This is a genomic window from Collimonas sp. OK412, assembly GCF_900112135.1.
GTDB classification, from domain to species: domain Bacteria; phylum Pseudomonadota; class Gammaproteobacteria; order Burkholderiales; family Burkholderiaceae_D; genus Collimonas; species Collimonas rhizosphaerae.
This window is the reverse complement of sequence record NZ_FOLC01000004.1, coordinates 42,369-65,160: the sequence shown is the minus strand read 5'-3', so window position 1 is coordinate 65,160 and position 22,792 is coordinate 42,369. Positions and strand designations below refer to the sequence as shown.

The window sequence follows — 22,792 nt, the reverse complement described above, 5'->3', positions numbered from 1 at the left end:
TGTCTTCTGTGCAATTAATGCCCAGCGAGCCGGTCGATGACGATTTTCGGTGTCAGGAAAATCAATAATTCAGTTCGTTTGTTAACAACTGCCGTTTGTTTGAAAAGATAACCCAGAACCGGAATATCTCCAAGCAGTGGCACTTTAGTAATATCGTTTGAAATCGTCTGGGTATAAATACCGCCAATCACCACCGTCCCGCCATTTTCAACCTGGACCTGGGTCTGGACATGCTTGGTATTGATAGCCACACCGCCTGGAACCGTGGCGCCGACGCTGTCATTCGTCACATCTACTGTCAAAATGACATTGCCGTCAGGAGTGATTTGCGGCACAACTTCCAGTTTCAGGTTGGCTTTCTTGAACTCAACCGATGTGGCTCCGCTGCTGGTGGCGTTTTGGTATGGAATTTCAACACCTTGTTCAATCAGAGCCTTCTGCTGGTCAGCCGTGACAACGCGCGGACTGGAAATGATCTTGCCTTGCCCGTCCGCTTCCAGCGCCGACAACTCCAGGCTGATGAATTTCGATGCAGCGGAATTGAACAGGGTCAAAGCCAGCGAACCTGCCGTGCCAGTGCTAGGATTGGCCGGCAAATTCACCGAATTTCCTCCTATGATTGGAAGCGTGCCAGTCGACGCCGTCGCGGTTTGAGTGCCGCCTGCAGTGACATTTTTGCCATTAAAGCCAAAACCAAGCTTGGCGCCCAGATTACGGCTAAAGCCATCATTCGCTTCCACCATGCGGGCTTCGATCAAGACCTGTCTCGATGCGATATCGATCTTTTGCACCAGATTGCGGATATTCTGCAGAATGGTCGGCGTGTCGGTAACGAACAATTGGTTAGTGCGAGGATCAATCACAGCGCTGCCACGATTTGACAGAATGCTATTTTTCTTGCCCCCACTGCCGGCATCATCAATCCCGAACACTTTCTTGAAGGCTTCAGCTTTCTGATAATTCAATTGGAAGGACTCTGTGCGCAGAGGCTCCAGTTCGGCGATTTGCGAACGCTGCTCAAGTTCCAGTTTTTCTTTAGTCAGCAATTCGTCTTTCGGTGCGATCCAGATGACAGAACCGTTCTTGCGCATGTCCAGACCCTTGGCCTGCATCACGATATCCAAAGCCTGGTCCCAAGGAACATCTTTAAGACGCAGGGTCAGGTTGCCGCCGACGGTATCGCTGGTAATGATGTTCAGGCCGGTAAAGTCAGCAATCACCTGCAGCACCGAACGCACTTCCACGTTCTGGAAATTCAGGGAAAGCTTGTCGCCGCGATATCCCTGCGCGCCCTGTGCCAGCTTGTTCGGGTCTTCCTTGATTGGCTTGACTTCGATCACCAGCTGGCTGTCGCTTTGGTAAGCGCTTTGCTCCCAAAGACCTTTCGGCTCGATGATCATGCGTACATTTTCACCTTGCGTGACGGTCGTGATGGTTTTGACCGGAGTGCCAAAATCACCGACATCGAGCTTGCGGCGCAAGACATCCGGCAAGCTGGTTTTCAGGAAATCCACCACGATTGTCTGGCCTTGCTGGCGGACGTCGACACCAACCTGGGTATTCGGCAGGTCAATCACAACTCGGCCTTCACCCGCGGTGCCGCGACGGAAATCGATATCGCGCAGGGCGGGTTTCCCGTTCAGCAATGCTGCAGGGGCTGGCGCCGCGGCCACAGGTGCAGCTGCGGCTGCCGCGGGACGTACCGGCATGCCGGCAGCATTGACCGGCGTCGCCAGGCCGCCAGAGCCGTCGATGGTGACGATCAGGGAATTGCCGTCCATGGCGGTAGCGTACGACAAAGAACGTTTCAGGTTGAACACCAGGCGTGAGCGGTCGTCAGCTTGCGCCACCACCACATTGCGCACGTCGCCCATGCTGATATCTTGCGATGTTTTTCCGGTAGCGTTGCCAATCCCGATGAAATCGAAAGCAATGCGCGCCGGGCTGATCACGGTAAACGCAGTCGGCTGCGTACTCAGAGGACGCTTGAAATTGATCTTGACAATGACATTGGCGCCTTGCTGGTTGGCGTTGATCGAGGTGATCGCATTATCTTCCGCCGCCATTACCGGCGCTCCTGATACCAGCAAACACAGCAGCGCACCTAACATCAAGGCTTTTTGCCGAACCACGCTCAGCCGGCTCACGCTCAGGTTAACGAATTTTTTTCCTGCTGCAATCATTTTGTGCTCTCCTGCAACGCTAACTTGGCTTCGCGCTCGACCCATTCGCCGGACGCATCTTGTACGATTTCTTTCAAAATTACCTCGGACTCAGTGATGCCGGTGACCATGCCGAAATTCTGCCCTATGTAATTCCCCACTTTGGCCTGGAACACGGTCTTGTCGACTTGCAGCAAGACATAGCTCAAACCCACTTTTTGCAACGTCCCCACCATCTTGATGGTGTCCAGCGGATAGTTTTCCAGCGTTTCACGGCGCCGGTCCATATTCGGCTTCAGGCCGTTAGACTTGCCTTGCAGCTTGGCCAGCGCCACCAGCAGCTTGCTGGGATTGTAGGGATCGATGCTGGTCGCGCCGGCATAAGTAAAGGGAATGAATTTCTTCGGTTCGGTCAGCTTCGGGATTCCTACTTTGGTATGGCTCTTGACGTCAGCCATCCACTCCTTCAGCTCCTGCACGCCGCTGTCACCACAACCTGACAAAGTTGAGATAAATACGACAAAAAATGTCACCTGGGTCAGACGCCCAATGCGAAAAAACGTCATTTTTGACCTTTCTGCTTAGCTGTATCGGCGACCTTGCGCTGTGCCGCCACTTCGTCCTTGTCCAGATAGCGGAAGGTCTTGGCAATCGCGTCCAGGCTCAGCGCTCCATCCTTGCCGGCTGTCAGATTCATGTTGTTCAAGGTCACGATGCGCGGCAGGTTAGCGATGTCGCTGGCAAATGAGCCGACATCGTGATAATTGCCGGTTACCTTGATATTGATCGGCAACTCGGCGTAGTAATCCTTCACCACCACCTGGCCTGGCTTGAACAATTCAAACTGCAGGCCGCGCCCCAGGCCGGCCTGGTTGATATCGGACAGCAAGGCATCCATTTCGGCTTTGCTAGGCAGTTGCTTCTCCAGCGTAGCGACATAATCCGCCACCTGCAGTTTTTGCTTTTGCAAAGCATCCAGGTTGATCGCTTGCTGGATCTTGGATTTGTACTGCTCTTTCAGCTGCACTTCCTTCTGTTCACCGGCGTTCAGCTCATCCTGCTGGTCGCTCCAGTAAAAATACCAGCCCACCAGCAGCACCAGCAGGAACACTGCCACGCCAGACAGCACGCGAGGAACTATCGGCCATTGGCCGGGATGGCGGCCATTCAGTCCGCGGAATTGCGCGCTCAGCGAGGCGCTCAAATTATTCATATCCATCACTTGGCGTCTTTCAAGGTTGCTTTGGGCGCGACTGCGGCGCCGGCGCCGGTTGCAGCAGCTGCCGCCGTTTTTGGCGTTCCTGCGGCAGGAACGCCTGCCGCAGGAACGCCTGCCGCATCTTTGGCGTCCTTGTCAGACGGTCGCTTGATGCCGACATTGACAGTGAAAGCGAAAACACGCTTGCTGTCGCGGCCAGTACCACCGATATTGGCGGAACGGATTTCAATCAGGTCAGGGCGTTCCAGCCAGGCCGAATTGTTACCCAGGTTACGCAGCAGCTCCGACACCCGCTCATTCGATTGGGCATAACCATTCAACGCTACCCGCTGGCCTTCCTGCTTGAGGGAGTTCAGGTACACGCCTTCCGGCACCTGCTTGACCAGCTCATCCATCAGGTACACGGGCTGGTTGCGATCGCTTTGCAAATCCTCGACGGCTTGCTGGCGCGCCTTCAACGCTTCGATTTCCTGCTTGAGGGTGGCGACTTCCTTGATTTCTCCATCAAGACGGGTGTTCTCCGCCGTAATGAAACGATTGCGTTCGGTCTGGTTGGAGATGCTGTTGGCGAAGAATGCGCCGACCAGCAACACCACTACCAGGCCCACGATTGCCGACAGCAGCAACATGGCGAAATAAGTATTCTTGCGCTGCTTGCGCTTGGCTTCGCGGTGCGGCAGTAGATTAATCTTGATCATCAGCCAAACCTCCGCATGGCCAGGCCGCAGGCAACCAGGTAAGACGGTGCATCCATGCGTAATTGTTTTTCCCGCACATTCGGCCCCAGTTGCATGCCGGTGAAAGGACTGACCACCGAAGTGGAAATCTTGGCGCGCCCGGCCACCACTTCAACCAGGCCCGGAATAGTGGCGCATCCGCCGGCCAGGAACAGCTGGTCGAGGCGGGTATATGGCGTCGAGGTAAAGAAGAACTGGATCGCCCGCGTGACTTCCAGCGCAGCGCTCTCCAGGAACGGATTGAGAATCTCGCGCTCGTAGCCTTCAGGCAGGTCATTGTTGCGTTTTTTTGTTTCCGCCTCTTCATACGAGAGGCCGTAGGCGCGCACGATGTCCTGGGTCAGCTGGTTGCCGCCAAACGGCTGCTCGCGCTCATAAATCAGCTGGCCATCCAGCAAGGCCGACACATGCGTGGTTTGCGTGCCGATCTGGAACAGGCCGACAATCTGCCCCTGCCCGGCTTTCGGCAACTGCCCGATGATGCGGTTGATCGCGGCACGCGCCGCGTAGGACTCGATGTCCATCACGGTCGGCTTGAGGCCGGCAGCCTCCGCCACCGCCACCCGGTCTTCGACCTTTTCCTTGCGGGTCGCCGCCAGCAGCACTTCAACATCCTCCGGCGAATGCTGCGCCGGGCCGATCACGTCAAAATCAAGGCTGACTTCATCCAAAGCAAATGGAATATATTGGCTGGCCTCGGATTCGACCTGCATCTCCAGCTCTTCTTCCAGCATGCCGCTGGCCAGGATGATCTTTTTGGTAATCACCGACGCCGGCGGCATGCCCAGAGCCACCAGCCTGGTGCTCGAGCCGCTTTTTTTCCACAGCCGCCGCACCACTTCCGTGACTTGCTCGATGTTTTCAATATTGCCATCCACCACCGCGCCACGCGGCAACGGTTCCGAGGCATAGCGCTCCAGGCGCAATTGATCCTTGCCCGTCTCCGACAGCTCAACCAGCCTGACGCCCGACGTGCTTATATCAATCCCCACCAGAGGCGGGTTCTTTTTACCGATCAGCGATCCAAGATCTAATGCCAAGAGCATTTCTCCCGAGTATGTATTATTTGGGGAACATTCTGCCTGCAAGGCGGTCGCATTAGCGGGATACCGTCTCGAAGTTAGGAAAAACCTGTAAAACAGGGCTTACAGCAATGTTAAATTTTGTAACGTGAAATCGTAGCAATAAGAGGGGCCTACTGTAAAGAAATTTTCCACAGGGAAATTGTTCAAGTAGTGCAAAAAACCGCTCCATAGCGCCCTCACCGGTCCAAATTTGGTTTTTATCGACAATTTCTGTCTGAATTTCGCAACGTAGTTTGCGGTTCATCAAGAACGCATGATGCAGAGCAAGTTTTGAGCCAAGGGCTGTGCCGTTATAATGCGTGGCATCCATCTTTCATAAAACGCATCGAATGACGCCTCCAGACACAGCCAGCGACACCCAGCAGTACCCCTCTCCTTCGCGCCGTCGCTTGCCGCTGCTGCTACGGCTCCTGCTTGGCTTTTTTGGCATCGTTGTCGGCCTGGCTGTTATCGGCTGCCTAACTTTTTTCCTGATGCTGGCGATGGCTTATCCGAATTTGCCGGAACTCGATTCGCTCACCGACTACAAACCCAAGATTCCTCTGCGCATTTTTTCGGCCGACGGCGTGCTGATTGGCGAATTCGGTGAAGAGCGGCGCAGCCTGGTTCACATCAACGAAATTCCCGATGTCATGAAAAAAGCCGTACTGGCGATTGAAGATGATCGTTTTTACCAGCATGGCGGAGTTGACTACCAGGGTATCTTGCGCGCCAGTTTTTCCAACCTGACCGGCGGCGGCGGCGGCGCCAGCACGATCACCCAGCAGGTCGCCCGCAATTTTTTCCTGACCAGCAACGAGCCGACCTTCTTCCAGAAAGCATCGCGCAAATTCCTGTATGAAATCCCGCTGGCGTGGAAAATCGAGCGCAACCTGAGCAAGGACCAGATCCTCGAGGTCTACATGAACCAGATTTACCTGGGCCAGCGTGCCTACGGTTTTGCCTCTGCCGCGCAAATCTATTTTGGCAAGCGGCTGCAAGACATCACCACCGCGGAAGCGGCGATGCTGGCCGGCCTGCCGAAGGCGCCGTCGGCCAACAATCCGGTCGTCAATCCGAAACGGGCCACGGTGCGCCAGCAGTACATCCTGCTGCGCATGCTGCAGCTGGGCTACATCAGCACGACGCAGTATGAACAAGCCAAGAATGAAGCCTTGCACATCAAGACCGGCGCCAGCGAATTCGGCATCCATGCCGAATTCGTCGCTGAAATGGCGCGGCAGCTGGTGTACGAACAATTTAAGGAAAATACTTATACGCTTGGGCTCAACGTCTTCACCACCATCACCAAGGCGGACCAGGATGCAGCGTATATAGCGCTGCGCCGTGGCGTCATGGATTACGAAAAGCGGCGCGGCTACCGCGGCCCCGAGGGTTATATGGAAATCCCCGACGGCACCAAGGAAGAAGCTGAAGACGCGATCGAAGTGGAGCTGGCCGACCATCCCGACAGCGATGAAATCGTCGCTGCGGTGGTGCTGGAGGCAAATCCGAAACTGGTGCGCGCGGTGCTGTCATCGGGCCAGGAAATCAGCATCAGCGGCGCCGGCCTGGGCATCGCCACCAACCTGCTGAGCGACAAAGCGCCGCCGCAACGCAAGGTCAAGCGCGGCGCCATCATCCGCGTCATGCTGGACGGTAAAAACTGGACCATTACCCAGATGCCGGCGGTGGAATCGGCCTTTGTCGCGGCCGACACCAAGGATGGCGCCATCCGCGCCCTGATCGGCGGCTTCGATTTCAACCGCAACAAATTCAACCACGTCACCCAGGCCTGGCGCCAGCCGGGCTCGTCGTTCAAACCCTTCATTTATTCCGCCTCGCTGGAAAAGGGCTTGTCGCCGGCCACCATCATCAATGATGCGCCGCTCAGCTATGGCGGCGGCCAGACCGGCGGCCAGATCTGGCAGCCGAAGAACTACGGCAACAAATATGAGGGTCCGATGAGCATGCGCAAGGCGCTGACCAAGTCGAAGAACGTGGTCTCGGTGCGCATCCTGGACAAGATCGGCGCCAAATACGGACAGGAATATGTGACGCGTTTCGGCTTTGATGCTGATAAAAATCCGCCCTACCTGACCCTGGCCCTGGGCGCCGGCGCGGTGACGCCGCTGCAAATGGTGGGCGGCTATGCGGTATTTGCCAATGGCGGCTACAAGGTCAGTCCCTACATCATCAGCAAGATTACCGACGCCAACGGCAACGTATTGTCGCAGGTGCATCCGGAAACCGCAGGCGATGAAGCCAACCGCATCATCGACCCGCGCAATGCCTTCATGATGGACAGCATGATGCGCGACGTGGTGCGCTACGGCACCGCAGTCAAGGCGCTGTCGCTCAATCGTACCGACCTGGCCGGCAAGACCGGCACCACCAACGACTCGCTGGACGCCTGGTTTGCCGGCTACCAGCCGTCGCTGGTGGCGGTCGGCTGGATGGGTTACGACCAGCCGCGCACCTTGGGCGACAAGGAAACCGGCGGCGGCCTGGCGCTGCCGATCTGGATCAGCTTCATGCAGCAGGCATTGAAAGGTGTGCCGACAGAAGAGCGCGCGGTGCCGGAAGGCCTGGTCCATTCCGGCGGCGAATATTATTACGCAGAATACCCGCCTGGCATCGCCACCCAAAGCCTCGGCGTCGGCACCACAGCGCCGACGGAAGAGGAAAAAGCCAGGGACGAAGTCAAGAACGAATTGTTCTGATCAAACCGGGCAGGCGGCCGGACAGACAACAAGGCTTCCCTGGCAATCCAGGGAAGCCTTTTTCAATTTGAATACAGGTCCAGCAAGCGACGGGTATAGATTTCAATATTCTCCGGCAAGCTCACATCCAGCGTACGCAGCAAAGTCTGCGCATGGCGCCTGTAATCCTCCAGCTGGGCGTCATGCGTGGCAAACGCCTGCAGTACCGCCTGGCCGCCGGCAAAAGAATCGAACTCCGGATAATAGTAGCCGTAGTCCTTGATGAATTCCGAATTGTGGATCAGCGGATAGGCGCCGTACAAAGCTTCGTAGTACAGGTAGTTCTGGCCGTTTTCCCAGTGATGCGAAATGATGCAGTCGCCATAATTGGCCATGAACTCGTACACCGCGAAGCGCCCTTCGAACGACGCCAGGCCGTGATTCACCACATCCAATGCACGCGCGAACTGCGAGAACTTCAGGTGCTCTTTCAGATGCAAGGTGTTGCAAACGCTCAGGTGCTGCAGGAATCCCGGTTGCGCACGATATGCCTCTTCGCAGGCCAGCATCGGCAGCAGTGAGGTTTTCACCATGCAGACGTTTGGCTCGAAGCTGCACACCCGCCAGCGCGGCTTGCCAGGCTGGTAGCCATAGCTGAGATGGCTGGGCAAGGTAGCGATGCCTTTTGCAAAGAACAGCGGCGTCCACAGGTGCGGCACGATGTGCACCGGCGCCCGCGCCGTCAGGCTGAAATAATCCTTGCAGCTGCGCAGGTACTCCGGCAAGGTCCACACCGCGTCGTAGGGCTTGTCGCTGCACAGGCCGCCATGCGGCTTGTCGAATATCGCGCGTTCAACGTCGATCACGTAGTCATTGCCGACCCGCATCCAGGCGTAACGCCCGCCGCGCTCGCGGAATCTCCTGACCCAGTCTTCGTTCAGCTGGGCGCTCATTTCAATCACGACGTCCAGGGTTTCCATGGCCTGCTCCAGGCCGATCATGTCGATTCCCAGGTCGCCCATCATCATGGCGTCGTTGACCTGGTCGGTCTGGCCGTCCAGCACCAGCACTGCGCGTTCGACTGCAGGCGACTGGTTGAACAGCTGCACCAGGAATGCGCAGTTCTGGAAGATACCGTTTTCCCAGATCGATTGCGGTCCGGGACGTACATACAACGTCACTCCGACGCGCAGCTTGCGTTGTGGCAGAGGGTGGTTCATGACTGGCCCTCCGTGGTGTGCTGTAGTCTTTTCACAAATGCGTCCACGTTCTCGGGGCGTACCGGATCGAGCTTGCTCAGGTAAGCCGCTCCCGCTTTTTTATAGTCGTCCCAGAATTCAGGCTCTTGGTTCCAGGCGTCGAGCAAGGCATGGCCGCCGGCGCTGGCTTCGAAATCCGGATAAAAGATGCCGACGCCGCCGGCCTTCAGGTATTCCGAATTATGTATCAGTGGATAGCCCCCGTAGAGCGCGTCGTAATACAGGTAATTCAAGCCCCACTCCCAATGATGCGAGACCACGGCGTCCATCTTCTGCTGCGCCATGCATTCGACAAACGCCACGCGCGGCTCATAACTGGCCTTATGATGCCTGGTCAGATCGAGATTGATGGCGAAACGGTTGAAGGTTGGATGCTCTTTCATATGCACCGTGTTCATGACCATCATCATGCTCACCGAGCGCTGGTCCAGGCGGTAAGCCTGCTCGCATACCAGCATCGGGATAAAGCAGTTTTTGCCGACCGATATATTCGGCTCGAAAATCGCCGTGCGCCAGCCAGGGCGGTCGGCGCCGGTCCTGGCCTGGTAACCGAATTGATGGCCGCCTTTTTCAACCACATCGACATGCTGCTGGATAAACAGCGGCGACCAGATGTGCGGTATGGAAAACACCGGCACCCGCGACACGGTGCGCAGCAATGGCCCGCTGCTTTTCATGAATTGCGGCAGCGTCCATATCTCATGCCAAGGCGTACCGTTGAAGATCTGGCCGCTGGGGCGGTCGAACATCGGCGCTTCGGCATTGTCGGCATAAGTGTGGCCGACAAAAAAAGTGATGATCTTGACGCCCAGCGCGCGCACGTGACGCAACCATTCCAGCGGCAATTGCGCCCCCATTTCGATCACGACATCAAGTTCGAAGGTGACATCCTCCGGTTTCACCAGGGGCGCTTCCAGCCCATTCAATCCCATCGCCTCAGGCATATGGTCAAGCGCGCCGCCGTTCAATAAAAACACCCGGCCGACTTGCGGACTCTGCTGCAACAGCAGCACCAGGAACGCCAGGTTCTGGTTGAGGCCGTTGGACCAAAGCTGCGCGCCCTGGACGGGAAAGATGGAGATGCCTACGTTGATTTTTTTCATGAATTAGGAAAGATTGAAAATCATTGGTTCATACAATCGGCTGTTCCAGCAATGCGGCCAGTAAGCGCTCATATTCCGCCGTGACTTGCGAACTGCCGGGCAGGTAACGGTTCAACACCTGCCGTTGGCGCGCCAGATAATCCTGCCAGCTGCCGTCATGCGTACCCAATACTTCGAGCAACCTGCGACTGCCGTCTTTCACGTTATTGCCTTCGTAGTAGTAGCCGAGGTCGCTGCACATATAAGCGTTATGCACCAGTGGATAACCTTGCCAGCAGACGTCGAAATAAAAATAATTCAGCGCATTCTCGATCTGGTGGGAAATCACTACATCGGTCATCTGGCTCAGGAACTGCGGTGTATCGAAACGCCCCAGGAACACTGCCTTGTGCTGGCGCACGATATCGAGCTGGTTCATCACTGCAATGAACTCCTTGCTCTCGCGCGCCAGGCGCTCGGCATTGGTGACCTGCAGAATCTCGATATCTTGCGGCCGCTGCCGATAAGCTTCTTCGGCAATGAATGCCGGATACATGCAGAATTTCACGATATCGTTATTCGGCTCCATCACGGTCAGCCGCTTGGGGCCGGGACGCGGGCGATATTCGCCGTGATGGTCAAAATCCTGGCTGCGCTGGTTGACGAAAATCGGGTCCCACACAAACGGCACCACTTGCGCCGGCCGCCGGCGCAGGGTTTCGAAGTAAGACTGGCTGTTGGTGGCGACCTGAGGCACCATCCAGATCGCATCGTAGCGCTGGTTGACGAACAGGTCGTAACCCCACATCGGCCGGTTGAACAATACCGATTGCATCACATGCACATACTCGAATCCGCAGCAGTAGGATATCAATCGGCAGTCTTGCGTCTTCAGGTAGGCAGTCTGGTCAGCGCTGATCTGGCCGCCGAGTTCGATCAGCACATCCAGGTTGTCCTTGGCCTGCTCGAAGCTGACCGTCGGCCAGCGCGCCTGGTCCCACGGCAGCGCCGCGGTGATGGCAACCGCGGTGGTATTCACCAGATGCACCGATGCGACGCTCGGGCACTGCTTTAAGGTTTCAGCCAGGTACACGGCATTCTGCTTGATGCCGTTGTTCCATAGCGATTCGTTTTCCTGGTGCAAACCGATGGTGATGCCGATACGCAAGGTGCCTGTGTTCATGTCTTGGATTCAAATTAAGGGTGTATCGTGTTTGTCATTTGCGCGCCGGCGCCGCCATTTTGGTCTGCTCGGTCCAGTTGTATTGCACATAGCGCCGGATGATCAGGCAGCCCGGCGGCGAATCCACCAGAGAGACCGAACCGCCTGGCTCGGCCGGCGACACATATACCGTGAAAGTCGGCAGCAAAGGTGTGGCGCTGTAGCCTTTCAATTCGGTATCGGCAATGCTCTTGCATGAATACGGGGCGATGGAAATGCGCTCCGCGGCCACCGAACATGCGCCGCCATCCTGCGGCACCGCAGTAATCGATACCGCCGCCGATGCGCCGGCATATTCGATCCCGGTCAGGGAAAAGAACGGCCCGCGATCCGGGTGGGCGCGGTCCCAGTCCACCAGCACATCATGGGCGCTGGTGCCGTTGATAGCCAGCGCCGACAAGCGCGTGACGGCTGGCTGGCATTGCTTGACGCCGACGCTGCGCGCTGCTTCCGCCAGCAAGTTCTTCGGCGCTGCGGCAGCGGCTTTGGCGCCAGGCAGGTCGGATTTCATTTGCCCGTGTGCGGCCGGCATCGTCAATATAAGAGCGGTACAGAACAATGCCGCCCATGGCCGCCGGCATGTCCTTGATGGACTGGTTGAATCACTTGGTTCGCCTGCTTTCAAAATAGGTGGTGCATGCATCATCAGCTAGATCCGTTTGTAAAAAGCGGGACGCCAGGTCCGGCATCCGTGGTAGCGGGCGTTGTTGCCTCAGGCGCCGGCATGACAGCAGGCACCGTATCGGGGGCGACCTGCGGCACAGGCTCGCCGGGCTCGGCGGCGGGAATCGCCGGCGCTGAAATCGGCGGCACGGCGGCCGGCTCCGCGACAGGCGGTCCGGGATCTGGCGCCGTTGCGGCAGGCACCGGCGCCGGCTCGACATCGGGCGCGCCGGGCGCCGGCGTTGCCGGGACAGGTTCCGTGGCGGGGGTAAGCGGCTTCATGGGGGGCAACTCTGGCACCGTTACCGCAGGGGCCATGGCGGGGATGGCCGGCGTCGGCGCCGGCGCTGCGGGAGCGGCGACAGGCCCTGCAGCAGGAGCAACCGTCGGCGCCGACGCAGGCGCCACAGGGGTACCCGCCTTGGCCGCTGCGGCGGCTTGCTCACGCTTCATCAAGGCCACCACGGCCTTTTCACATTCTTCTTCACTATCGCATGGGATCACGAAGGTTTTACCCTCCCACCAGCCGCGCAGCACGTAAATGCCATTCTCCGCTTTCCTGCCTTTACCGTCGTTCAGCATCTCCTGGTACTGCGGGTGGGCAGGGGGAAAAGTCATGACTCCATAGCCCAGCTGACGGCCGCGATGCCATATCCCGCTATAAGTGGTGCCATCGGCAAAGCTGGCCTTGCCCTCGCCTTCCGGCAGCGAATCGATGAACATGCCGTCAAAGCGGTTGCCCGGCTCTTCAACACCGGTGGTATGGCCGCGCATTTTTCCTTGCTCCATGGCGCCTGTCAGCTCTGCCACCTGCTTGTTGTTGCTCATCCAGCGCACCGTTCCCGGTCCCTGCGCCAGGCCGTTCTCGCAGCCCCCGCTCCAGCGCGCTGTAATGCCCTCGGCGAGCGGCTCCGGGCTCCATACTTTACAGCCATTGCTGGTATCGGCAATCCAGTGCCTGGGTGTTTCAGCCACATTACTGCCCACCGGATTGTTCAGGTTGGCTGCGCTGACAGCGGCGGGAACATTGGCGGCCTCGACCGGCTTCGTCATGGATAGCAATGCGCCAAATAAAAAAACGGTGTTCAGGCCAGCCCGCATCCGCCTCGATGGGGATCGATAGCCGCTTGCCTCGCTGCAGGCAAATCCATCACGCCAATCACTTGGTTCTTCCGAATCCCTGATTATCATCGTGTTCATTGGTGGCTATCGATGGTTGAGAAGCGTTGAACAACTCTCCTTGATACAGTTTCCCCCCAGCCCAAAAGCAAACCGGTATCAAAATAATATTGTATTGTTCATATCTTACGACAAATGCAGCCTGGAATATCTCTTGCCCAGCTTCTCCGTCAATAAAAACTTACAGCGTTATCGATACCCCGCCCTGGGAACTGATCATGGCCGACAAGGCAGCAAAGAACTCTGAGCCGTCACGTGTGTTAATCCAGGCATCTCCCTTTTGCCGGTAGTGGAAGCCGCCGGATTTGGCCGCAATCCACAATTCCTGCATCGGCGCCTGGCTGTTGACGATAATCTTGCTGCCGTTGTCGACAAATTCAATCTCCAGCACATTGCCGCTGCGGCTGCACTCCACATCCAGGCCGGTATGGTCGGCGGCCTGCTCCAGCGCCGTCTCGATCTTGCCCAAGGCAGCCTCTGCCGCAGCCAGGAATTCTGATTCTGTCATGCTACACTCCAATCCATTTCGTTAAACTGTGATTCTAATCCGTGAAGCCCATTTTTGATTTGCCGCGTATTCCCATGATCGTCGCCATGGTCGCCGCTACACTCAGCCTGGCTGCGTGCGGCCAGAAAGGCCCGCTGTTCATGCCGGCCAAGCTGCCGCCGCCTATCGTCAGGACAGCGCCGGCCAAGCCAAATGTTGCTCCGGCGACATCTGATGAAACCATGACTCCGGCACGGCCGGAAGCCGTGGACATGCCAACAACACCCGCCACCACCAAATAAGCTGCCCTTATGTCGTATTTTTCATACAAGAATGGCGTCCTGCACGCTGAAAACGTTGCGCTAAACGCTATTTCGCAGCAATTTGGCAGCCCTACCTATGTCTACTCCAAGGCCGCGCTGACAGCCAATTTTTCAGCTTACGCGAACGCCTGCAAACAACACAGCCGTGAAGCGGACGGCGCACTGATCTGCTATTCGGTCAAATCCAATTCCAACCTGGCGGTGCTGCAATTGCTGAACCAGCTCGGCTCTGGTTTCGACATCGTCTCGGGAGGCGAATTATTGCGCGTAATCGCTGCCGGCGGCGATCCGTCCAAGGTGATTTTTTCCGGCGTCGGCAAATCGCGCGAGGAAATGCGCCTGGCCCTGTCGCACGACATCCTCTGCTTCAACGTGGAATCGATTCCGGAGCTGCACCGCCTGAACGAAGTCGCCGGCGCCATGGGTAAACGCGCGGCCATCTCGCTGCGCGTCAACCCCGACGTCGATGCCAAGACCCACCCTTACATCTCGACCGGCCTCAAGGAAAACAAATTCGGCGTAGCGTATGACGACGCCCTGTCCTGCTACCGTACTGCCGCCGCGCTGCCGCATATCGATGTGGCGGGAATCGATTGCCATATCGGTTCGCAGCTGCTGGACGACGCGCCGATGCTGGAAGCGCTGGACAAGCTGATCGAGCTGGTCGACCAGCTGGCCAGCGAAGGCATTCATTTGCACCACCTGGATATCGGCGGCGGCATCGGCATCACCTATGACGATGAACAGCCGGTCGTGATCGGCGACTACCTGGCCCGCCTGTTTGCCCGCATCAATGCCTGGCGCGAAGAAAAATACCAGGGCGCGCCGATCAAAGTGATGTTTGAACCGGGCCGTTCGATCGTCGGCAATGCCGGCATCCTGCTGACCGAAGTCCAGTACCTGAAGCATTCCGAAGCCAAGAATTTTGCGGTGGTGGATGCTGCCATGAACGACTTGATGCGGCCGGCATTGTACGAGGCCTGGCACGGCGTGCAGACCGTCGGCCAGCGCAGCACGGAAGCCCAGGTATACGATGTGGTCGGGCCGGTATGCGAGTCGGGCGACTGGCTGGCGCGATCCCGTTCGCTGGCAATCGAAGCAGGCGACCTGCTGGCGCTGATGTCGGCCGGCGCTTACGGCATGACGATGTCGTCCAACTACAATACCCGCGGCCGGGCGGCTGAAGTGATGGTGGATGGCGCCCAGGTACACCTGATCCGCCAGCGCGAAAATCCGGCCGACCTGTTTGCCCTGGAATCGCTCATATCGCCTTAAGCCAAGAGCACAGGAAGACCATGCGACAGTTCATGCTCAGCGCCATATCTTCCTGTTTCCTGATCCAGGCCGCGCACGCCGCCCATCCGCTGGTGACCGACGATACCAGCACCCAGGACAGCGGCAACCACCAGGTCGAATTGAACACTGATTGGCTGCGCCAGGACGCCATCCATAGCCACGTGGTGAATTTCACCTACACCTACGGCTTGCTGAAGAATCTCGACGTGTATGCCAATCCGCCGGCGACGCTATCGAGTCCATCCGGCATCAACGACGTCGCGCTAGGCGTCAAATGGCGCCTGTTCGAGGATGGCGATTTCAGCCTTGGCCTTAAACCGGAACTGACGCTGCCCAGCGGCGATCCGAACCGAGGACTGGGCCACGGCCGCGGCAGCATGTCGTTGACGCTGATCGGCAGCTACCAGATCGATTCCTGGGCATTCAGCGGCAACCTGGCGGCCTATTACAACCGCTATCGCTTGCTGGCCGACCAGCAAGCCAACCGCAGCGTGGTCTGGCGCGCTTCTGCTTCTGCGCTATATGCGGTGAATCCGAAGTGGAGCCTGGCATTCGACACCGGCATCGTCAGCAATACAGAACGCGCCAGCGACAGCAGCGGCGACCGCCACAGCAGCAGCAATCCCGGTTTCATCCTGACCGGCGTGATCTATTCACCCAATCCCAACCTTGACCTGGACGCCGGCATCAAATTCGGCCTCGGCTGCGGCGCCTGCGCAGCGCAAACCCAGCGTCAGCTCGGCGTCGGCGTGACCTGGCGCTTCTGAAGCGCGGCCCGCTGGCTGCTGCGGTTACGCAAGGCGAAGTACACGCGCACCAGCAGCAACGCGGCAACGATAGTCCCGAACACGATCGGCTTTTCAAAATTGTGCTTGCCGGCGCGCATCCACCAGAAATGCAGGATGCCCAGCATCGAAACCCCATACAGGCTGCGATGCAGCCATTGCCAGCGCTTGCCTCCAAGGCGGCGGATCATGCCGTTGGTGCTGGTCAGCGCAAGCGGTATCAGCAGGACGAAAGCAATGAAGCCGACGGTAATGAACGGGCGTTTGACGACATCCTTGAGCATCTCGCCGACATCGAAGAAATGATCGAACCAGAGGAACGTCGTGAAATGCAGGCAGGCATAAAAGAAGGCGAACAAACCCAGCATGCGCCGCAATTTGACGAGCCAGTTCCAGCTGGTGAATCGCCGCAGCGGCGTCACCGCCAAGGTGATGCAAATAAAATAGAGAGTCCAGTCGCCGCTGCTGCGCGTGATGAATTCGATGGGGTTGGCGCCCAGGCGATCGGTAAAACCGAACAGCAGCAGCCGCGCCGCGGGCAGCAACGCCAGTGCGAACAGGAAAGCTTTCAGGAATTTGAATTGCCCGGGTGCCGGATTGAACATGCTGCGCATTCTCGACCTAGAAGAATTTCTTCAAATCCATGCCGGCATACAGCGGGGCAACCTCGTTGTAGCCGTTGAACATCAGGGTCTTGCGCTTCTTGGTAAAGAAACCGTCTTCGCCGATGCGGCGCTCGGTGGCTTGCGACCAGCGCGGATGATCGACGTCCGGATTGACGTTGGAATAGAAACCGTATTCGCGCGCGGCGGCGATATTCCATGCCGTGCGCGGCTGCTCCTTCAGGAAACGGATCTTGACGATCGACTTCGCCGACTTGAAGCCGTACTTCCAGGGCAGCACCATGCGCACCGGCGCGCCATTCTGGTTCGGCAGCACCTGGCCGTACATGCCGAAACCCAGCAAGGCCAGCGGATGCATGGCTTCATCCATGCGCAAGCCTTCGATATACGGCCATTCCAGCACCGGCGCACGCAAGCCCGGCATCTGGCGGTTGTCGGCCAGCGTCGTGAATTCAACATACTTGGCGTTGCCGGTCGGCTCCACTTTCTTGATCAACGCAGACAGGGAATAGCCGATCCATGGAATCACCATCGACCAGCCCTCGACGCAGCGCAGGCGGTAGATGCGTTCTTCCAGCGGCGCCAGTTTCAGCAGGCTGTCGATATCCAGGGTCAGCGGCTTCTTGACCTCGCCCTCGATGGCAATGGTCCATGGCCGCGTTTTCAATGTCCCGGCATTTTCGGCGGGATCGGTTTTTTCGGTGCCGAACTCGTAGAAATTGTTATAGGTGGTGGCGTCCTTGAATGGCGTCGCCTTGTCCATCACCACATACGCAGGATTGGCCTTTGCCGCCAGTTTCTGGGCGCCGCTGGCCTGGGCCCAGGCGTCGCCCGTCGACAACTCCAGCAAACCGCCCGCGCCTGCCGCGCCTACGGCAAGTTGCCGCATGAAGCCGCGGCGTGATTCAAATACTTCGCGTGGCGTGATTTCTGAAGAAAACGGGAGATCGATTCCGTTGGGGCGACGATAAAGCGGCATGTACATCTCCGGCAAATTTGTTGAGGCTAACGATGTTTAGTCAGGCCAGCCGACGATTCCTTACAAGGGCAAGCCGAAAATCTGCCGGCACGATTTACCCGGCGATATTGATATGCTCGTGCAACTCCGCCAGCCGGGAAATCACTTTGGCCTGTTTCGGCAGTTCCGCTTCGACCTGCTCCGCCTGCAAGGCGAACACCTGCATGCCGGCGGCAACGCCCGCTTGCACGCCCGGCAGGCTATCCTCGACCACCGCGCAGCGGGCAGGCTCGGCGCCCATGGTCCTGGCGGCATGCAGGAACAGGTCCGGCGCAGGCTTCCAGGATCCGACTTCGTAGGCGCTGAAGATGCGCCCTTCGAAATAGGGCCACAGGCCGGTGACGCTAAGCGACACCTTGATCTGGTGCAAAGGGCCGTTGGAGGCCATGCAAAACGGCACTTTCAGCGATTGCACCAGTTCCAGCGCGCCTTCGATCGGCTGCAGGCGCTGCTGCAGCACCGGCGCGATGCGGTCGCGCAAGACCTTGGTGAAATCAGCCGGCAGCGAACGGCCGAACATCTGCTCCAGCTCGGCCACGCAATCCGCCATCCGCCCGCCTTTGAAGCGCGCCAGGGCAACTTCGGCCGACAGCTGCATGCCCAGCTCGTCCAGGTAATCCACCATCACATCGGTGGCCACCGTTTCACTGTCGACCAGCGTACCGTCACAATCAAAAATCACTAAATCTACAGCCATGTTTTCCGACTTCGCCATCTGATCACAATTCCCCGTACGAATGCAGGCCGGACAGGAACATGTTCACGCCGAGGAAAGCAAAAGTCGTCACCAGCAAGCCGATCAGCGCCCACCATGCCGCAACCTGGCCGCGCAATCCCTTCATCAGGCGCATGTGCAGCCAGGCCGCATAGTTGAGCCAGACGATCAGCGCCCAGGTTTCCTTCGGGTCCCACGACCAGTAGCCGCCCCAGGCTTCTGCCGCCCACAGGGCGCCGAGAATGGTGGCGATGGTAAAGAAGGTGAAGCCGACCGCGATCGCCTTGTACATCACATCGTCCAGCACTTCCAGCGCCGGCAGGCGGTCCGCCAGGTAGCCATGCGATTTCAGCAGGTACGCCACCGCCACCATCGCCGACAAGGCAAAAGTGCCGTAGCCGATGAAGTTGGCCGGCACATGGATTTTCATCCACCAGCTCTGCAGCGCCGGCACCAGCGGCTGGATTTCCGCGGCGTCGCGCGACACCATGTACCACAGCAGGAAACCTACCGCGGCCGAGATCACCAGCAGCACGAAGGCGCCCAGCTGGCGGGTGCGGTAGTGCTGTTCGTAATAGAGGTAAAACAGGGCGGTGATCAGGCTGAACAGCACGAACACTTCATACAGGTTGGAAATCGGGATATGGCCGATATCGGCGCCGATCAGGTAGGACTCGTACCAGCGCACCAGCATGCCGGTAAAACCCATCACCACCGCAGCCCAGCACAGCTTGGAACCGATCGATGCGCCAAAGCCGGAGCGCGTGATCAGGCCGCCCCAGAAAAACAGGGTCGACAGGAAAAACAGCGTGCTCATCCACAGGATCGCCGACTGGCTGGAGAGCATGTATTTCAGGAAAAATTTCTGGTTGGCCATGTCCAGCACGCCGCCATACATGGCGATGGCCGACAGCGACAACACCGCCAGCAAAGCCATCAGCCAGCGCACCGATTTCCAGTGCCAGCCGAGCCAGGCGAACGTTGGCGCGGCCAGCAGCAGCACGCCTTTTTCGTAGTAGTCCATATGGCTGCCGTAGCGGTTCAGGGCGAACAGCGAAGCCGCCACCAGCGCGACGGCAAACAGCCAGTCGACCACCGACAGCCGCTTGATAAAACTGCCGGGAGGGGAATACGTTTGCGTCAATTCCATCATTTTCTCCATGTCGTCCCGCCGTGGCGCCGGAGGCGCAACGGGACTTTACTCTATGCCTGCCTATGCTTCCGACTGCTTTAATTGTGTTTTCAACACTTCAAATTCTTTTTCAAAATCCAGTGTCTTGCGCTGCGAACTCATCGCCATCAATGCATGCGACTGCCCTGCCGCATCCTGGTCCGGACGGATCCACACCCACAGCCTGCGTTCACGCACATACAGCATCGAGAACACGCCCAGCACCAGCAGCAGGCAGCCCAGGTATACCACCTTCTTGCCCGGCGAGCGGGTGACCTGGAACACCGATGCCTTGATCTCGTCAAAACCGGTCATTTGCAGATATACAGGCGCATTATAGAAGCTTGCATCCGACAGCGCATTGGTGGCCAGCTGCAGGAAGCGCGCATGCTTTTCATCGGCCGGCAGTTCTTTCAACCCGTCTTTCTCCCGCGCAACTTGCCACAGGTCCCACATGCTGCCGTTGAGGATCTTCATGAAGATGTCAGCGGCCTTTTCCTGTTCCTGCGGCGGCACCTGTTCCAGGAACCTGGATATCGCCAGGTAGCCGGCCTGTCCGCCGGCCTGCTTGTCGCTGCCGGCGAACAAGGATAAGCCGCGCATGGCCGACTGCTCCAGCTGCATGCGCAGGGTGGCGATGCCCTCGCGGCTTTCGGGAATCGCGCGCTGCGCGTAACGATGCGCCGCCGCCTGGCGCAATTCGGGATTCAGCAGCGCCGCCCGCATGCGCATCCACTCTTGCACGGTATCCTCGTCATCGGCGGGAATCCGCAAATAGCGGAACGGCTCGTCCGGCGCGTCGCGCACCCCGGCCAGGAACACGTAGGCATCGTCGACCTTGATCGGCTGCATGTAATTGCTGAACTCGCGCGCCTGGCCGGTCTTGTCGCGCAGCTTGTATTGCACGCTCGGGCCGACATTCCTCAAATCCTTCTTGTTGGCGCTTTTCGCCGCATTGCCGAGGTGGCTGCTCAAATCGTCGCTCAGGCGCTGGTTGAGGCTCTTGGATTTGGTCACGGCGCGCAAATCGTCACCCGACTGCGCCATATTTTCCACGTTAAACGGGCGGAAACCAGACCATTCAATCGTATAGTCGGTATTACCGTTATTGGCTAAGGGCGTGCTGCCGTTGACCTCGCCGCTCACCGGGAAGGTGGCCCGGCTGCTGCCGGCCATCGGGTACGCAGTCAATTTGAGCTTGCTGCCGCCGTCCTCGAAACTCGACTGGTAGACCGCGATGCCCTTGTAGATCAAGGGCTGGTTGACCTTGATGGTGGCTGGGAAAGTATGGCCGTCGGCGTTATCCCGGATCACGACTTCGCTGGCGAACAGCTTGGGCATGCCGGTGCTGTAGAAATCGATGATGAATTTCTTGAGCTGGATCGTGAACGGCAGATCCTGGATCATCACGCCGTCTTTCTGCGGGATGATGGCGGTGCTGCTGGCGGAACCTTCGGGAATCAGCGTATTGCCGCGGAAGGTAGGATTGCCCAGCCCCAGGCGATGTTCTTCCGGGATCTGGGCGATGATGCCGCTGCCGTTGAACGGCGTTTTACCGTATAGCCATTGCTGGGCGCGTATCGGCAGGTCGGAGTCCAGCAAACCGCCGATGCAGATGATCACGATCGCGCTATGGGCAAAGATGTAGCCCCATTTGTTGGCGGCGCCTTGCTTGGCGCTGATCAGGGTGGCGTTGTCTTTGGCCACCAGCTTGGTCTTGTAGCCCTTGGCGGCAATCCGCGCCGCCAGCTGCCCGGCCAGCACGGCCGGCGCCGTGGCCGAAGTCCATTCGGACTTGTGATGGAAATTGCGCAGTGATTGTTCCCGCACGTTTTCACGCCAGCTGCGCACGTCCTTCAACATCTTCGGCGCATTGCGCACGATGCACAGGGAAGTCGAAATCACCAGGAAAGTCATGATCAGCAGGAACCACCAGGACGAATACACCGCGTACAAACCCAGCTTGCCGAACACTTCAAACCAGAACGGGCCGAACTGGTTGACGTAGTTCGGCATCGGCTCGTTCTGCTTGAGCACCGTGCCGATCACCGAGGCGATCGCGATGATCGTCAGCAAGCTGATGGCAAACCGCATCGACGACAACAATTCCACCGCGTCAGCCAGCCAGCGCTGGCTGGTCTTCAGCTGGATTCCCGCAGTAGTTATCTCGTCAACCTTGATTTCGTTACCAGTGCTCATAGCCAATTTGTCTCTTTGAAAAGAAAAAGGGGCGGCCTAGGCCACCCCTGAATTCACAAACCATTGTTATTGTTTTATCTCAATCCAGCGATGTAGTCTGCGACAGCCTTGATTTCATCATCCGACATGCGCTTGGCTATCGTCGCCATCATCGGGCCGTTCTTGCGGGTGCCATTGCGGAAGTTGGTCAGCTCGGTCACAGTGTAGTCCTGGTGCTGGCCGCCGACGCGCGGGAACTGGGCCGGGATGCCGGCGCCGTTCGGGCTGTGGCAGCCGGCGCAGGCCGGAACGCTCTTTTCGGCGATCCCGCCGCGATAAATCTTCTTGCCCAGTTCCAGCGTATCCTTGTCCTTGGCGGCGCCCGGCTTGGCCGGCTGCGCATCCAGGTAGGCTGCGATGTTTTTCATTTCATCGTCGGTCAGCACTTTGGCCAGCGGCGACATGATCGGATTGTTCCGGTCCGCGCCCTGGAAATTCGTCAATTGCTTGTGGATGTATGCCGCATGCTGGCCGCCCAGCTTCGGGTTGGTGCTGATGGTCGAGGCCCCCGCTGCGCCATGGCAAGAGACGCAGGCGGTGATGTTGCGCGCTGCGTCGCCATTGGTATACAGTGCTTCGCCCTTGGCTGGATCCGCTTTGGCAGGCCCTGCTTTTGGCGCATCCGCTGCATGGGCAACGGAGGAAAGCGCGAGCACTGCAACGAAGAAAGATGTCACTACTGGAAAAAACGCACGGTTCATTCAAACACCCTGAGACTTGATTTTAGAATTCGGTGGCGACGAAGCTGGCCGACTAAGCTACATCAACCGATCGCCTGGCTCCCAAAGGCTATCAGCTGCGTATAAGGTAATGCTAAGCGGAACAGCAGTACATAACCCCTTATTGT

21 protein-coding genes are annotated in these 22,792 nt (G+C 58.1%); 4 read left to right on the top strand and 17 right to left on the bottom strand.

What is annotated here, in order from left to right; all coding sequences use genetic code 11:
• Window positions 1-14 precede the first annotated feature (14 nt).
• From pilQ to BM062_RS05800, 5 genes are all read right to left on the bottom strand, one after another.
• Complete coding sequence (gene pilQ / locus BM062_RS05820) at window positions 15-2,111, bottom strand: type IV pilus secretin PilQ (RefSeq protein WP_254784967.1); 2,097 nt, start codon at window positions 2,109-2,111, stop codon at window positions 15-17.
• A 68-nt stretch (window positions 2,112-2,179) separates the two neighbouring features.
• Entirely contained in the window at window positions 2,180-2,728 is a 549-nt protein-coding gene (locus BM062_RS05815) for a pilus assembly protein PilP (RefSeq protein WP_092394505.1), read from the bottom strand.
• Complete coding sequence (locus BM062_RS05810) at window positions 2,725-3,381, bottom strand: type IV pilus inner membrane component PilO (RefSeq protein ID WP_092394502.1); 657 nt, start codon at window positions 3,379-3,381, stop codon at window positions 2,725-2,727. The genes BM062_RS05815 and BM062_RS05810 overlap by 4 nt, the downstream gene beginning before the upstream one ends.
• Window positions 3,381-4,079, bottom strand: coding sequence for a PilN domain-containing protein (locus BM062_RS05805; protein ID WP_092394499.1), 699 nt, complete (start codon window positions 4,077-4,079; stop codon window positions 3,381-3,383). The genes BM062_RS05810 and BM062_RS05805 overlap by 1 nt, the downstream gene beginning before the upstream one ends.
• Entirely contained in the window at window positions 4,079-5,158 is a 1,080-nt protein-coding gene (locus BM062_RS05800; protein ID WP_254784950.1) for a pilus assembly protein PilM, read from the bottom strand. The genes BM062_RS05805 and BM062_RS05800 overlap by 1 nt, the downstream gene beginning before the upstream one ends.
• Before the next feature lie 374 nt (window positions 5,159-5,532).
• On the opposite strand from BM062_RS05800, the gene BM062_RS05795 reads away from it, so the two are divergent.
• A complete protein-coding gene (locus BM062_RS05795; protein ID WP_254784949.1) occupies window positions 5,533-7,905 on the top strand; it encodes a penicillin-binding protein 1A in 2,373 nt (790 codons plus the stop codon).
• Between the two features lie 62 nt (window positions 7,906-7,967).
• Here BM062_RS05795 and BM062_RS05790 read toward each other — a convergent pair whose 3' ends face one another.
• From BM062_RS05790 to cyaY, 6 genes are all read right to left on the bottom strand, one after another.
• A complete protein-coding gene (locus BM062_RS05790; RefSeq protein ID WP_092394491.1) occupies window positions 7,968-9,104 on the bottom strand; it encodes a DUF2827 domain-containing protein in 1,137 nt (378 codons plus the stop codon).
• Entirely contained in the window at window positions 9,101-10,246 is a 1,146-nt protein-coding gene (locus BM062_RS05785) for a DUF2827 domain-containing protein (protein WP_092394488.1), read from the bottom strand. The genes BM062_RS05790 and BM062_RS05785 overlap by 4 nt, the downstream gene beginning before the upstream one ends.
• Before the next feature lie 28 nt (window positions 10,247-10,274).
• Entirely contained in the window at window positions 10,275-11,408 is a 1,134-nt protein-coding gene (locus BM062_RS05780; protein ID WP_092394485.1) for a DUF2827 domain-containing protein, read from the bottom strand.
• Window positions 11,409-11,442: 34 nt separating this feature from the next.
• Complete coding sequence (locus BM062_RS05775; RefSeq protein WP_254784947.1) at window positions 11,443-11,958, bottom strand: hypothetical protein; 516 nt, start codon at window positions 11,956-11,958, stop codon at window positions 11,443-11,445.
• A gap of 134 nt (window positions 11,959-12,092) precedes the next feature.
• Window positions 12,093-13,163 (bottom strand): MORN repeat-containing protein, encoded by a 1,071-nt coding sequence (locus tag BM062_RS05770; protein ID WP_175500902.1) that lies wholly within the window; start codon window positions 13,161-13,163, stop codon window positions 12,093-12,095.
• A gap of 307 nt (window positions 13,164-13,470) precedes the next feature.
• Entirely contained in the window at window positions 13,471-13,797 is a 327-nt protein-coding gene (cyaY, locus tag BM062_RS05765; RefSeq protein WP_092394479.1) for an iron donor protein CyaY, read from the bottom strand.
• Between the two features lie 41 nt (window positions 13,798-13,838).
• Here cyaY and BM062_RS05760 point away from each other — a divergent pair, with 41 nt between their 5' ends.
• Genes BM062_RS05760 through BM062_RS05750 form a run of 3 tightly spaced genes read left to right on the top strand, consistent with a single transcriptional unit; the run spans window position 13,839 to window position 16,162 of the window.
• Window positions 13,839-14,078 (top strand): LPS translocon maturation chaperone LptM, encoded by a 240-nt coding sequence (locus BM062_RS05760; RefSeq protein ID WP_254784945.1) that lies wholly within the window; start codon window positions 13,839-13,841, stop codon window positions 14,076-14,078.
• Between the two features lie 9 nt (window positions 14,079-14,087).
• On the top strand, window positions 14,088-15,374 hold the full coding sequence (gene lysA, locus BM062_RS05755) for a diaminopimelate decarboxylase (protein ID WP_092394473.1): 1,287 nt from the start codon (window positions 14,088-14,090) through the stop codon (window positions 15,372-15,374).
• A 20-nt stretch (window positions 15,375-15,394) separates the two neighbouring features.
• Window positions 15,395-16,162, top strand: a complete 768-nt coding sequence (locus tag BM062_RS05750) for a transporter (protein ID WP_092394470.1) — start codon at window positions 15,395-15,397, stop codon at window positions 16,160-16,162.
• Here the strand turns inward: BM062_RS05750 and BM062_RS05745 are convergent.
• The 6 genes from BM062_RS05745 to BM062_RS05720 all read right to left on the bottom strand — a co-directional run bounded on the left by BM062_RS05745 (window position 16,129) and on the right by BM062_RS05720 (window position 22,646).
• Entirely contained in the window at window positions 16,129-16,785 is a 657-nt protein-coding gene (locus BM062_RS05745; RefSeq protein ID WP_092395059.1) for a protein-methionine-sulfoxide reductase heme-binding subunit MsrQ, read from the bottom strand. The genes BM062_RS05750 and BM062_RS05745 overlap by 34 nt on opposite strands.
• A gap of 16 nt (window positions 16,786-16,801) precedes the next feature.
• On the bottom strand, window positions 16,802-17,782 hold the full coding sequence (msrP, locus tag BM062_RS05740; RefSeq protein WP_092394467.1) for a protein-methionine-sulfoxide reductase catalytic subunit MsrP: 981 nt from the start codon (window positions 17,780-17,782) through the stop codon (window positions 16,802-16,804).
• A 94-nt stretch (window positions 17,783-17,876) separates the two neighbouring features.
• Entirely contained in the window at window positions 17,877-18,518 is a 642-nt protein-coding gene (locus tag BM062_RS05735) for an HAD family hydrolase (RefSeq protein ID WP_254784943.1), read from the bottom strand.
• Between the two features lie 22 nt (window positions 18,519-18,540).
• Entirely contained in the window at window positions 18,541-19,686 is a 1,146-nt protein-coding gene (gene ccsB / locus BM062_RS05730) for a c-type cytochrome biogenesis protein CcsB (protein ID WP_092394462.1), read from the bottom strand.
• 63 nt (window positions 19,687-19,749) lie between these two features.
• Complete coding sequence (locus tag BM062_RS05725) at window positions 19,750-21,906, bottom strand: cytochrome c biogenesis protein ResB (RefSeq protein ID WP_092394459.1); 2,157 nt, start codon at window positions 21,904-21,906, stop codon at window positions 19,750-19,752.
• A gap of 74 nt (window positions 21,907-21,980) precedes the next feature.
• On the bottom strand, window positions 21,981-22,646 hold the full coding sequence (locus BM062_RS05720; RefSeq protein ID WP_092394456.1) for a c-type cytochrome: 666 nt from the start codon (window positions 22,644-22,646) through the stop codon (window positions 21,981-21,983).
• Between the last annotated feature and the right edge of the window lie 146 nt (window positions 22,647-22,792).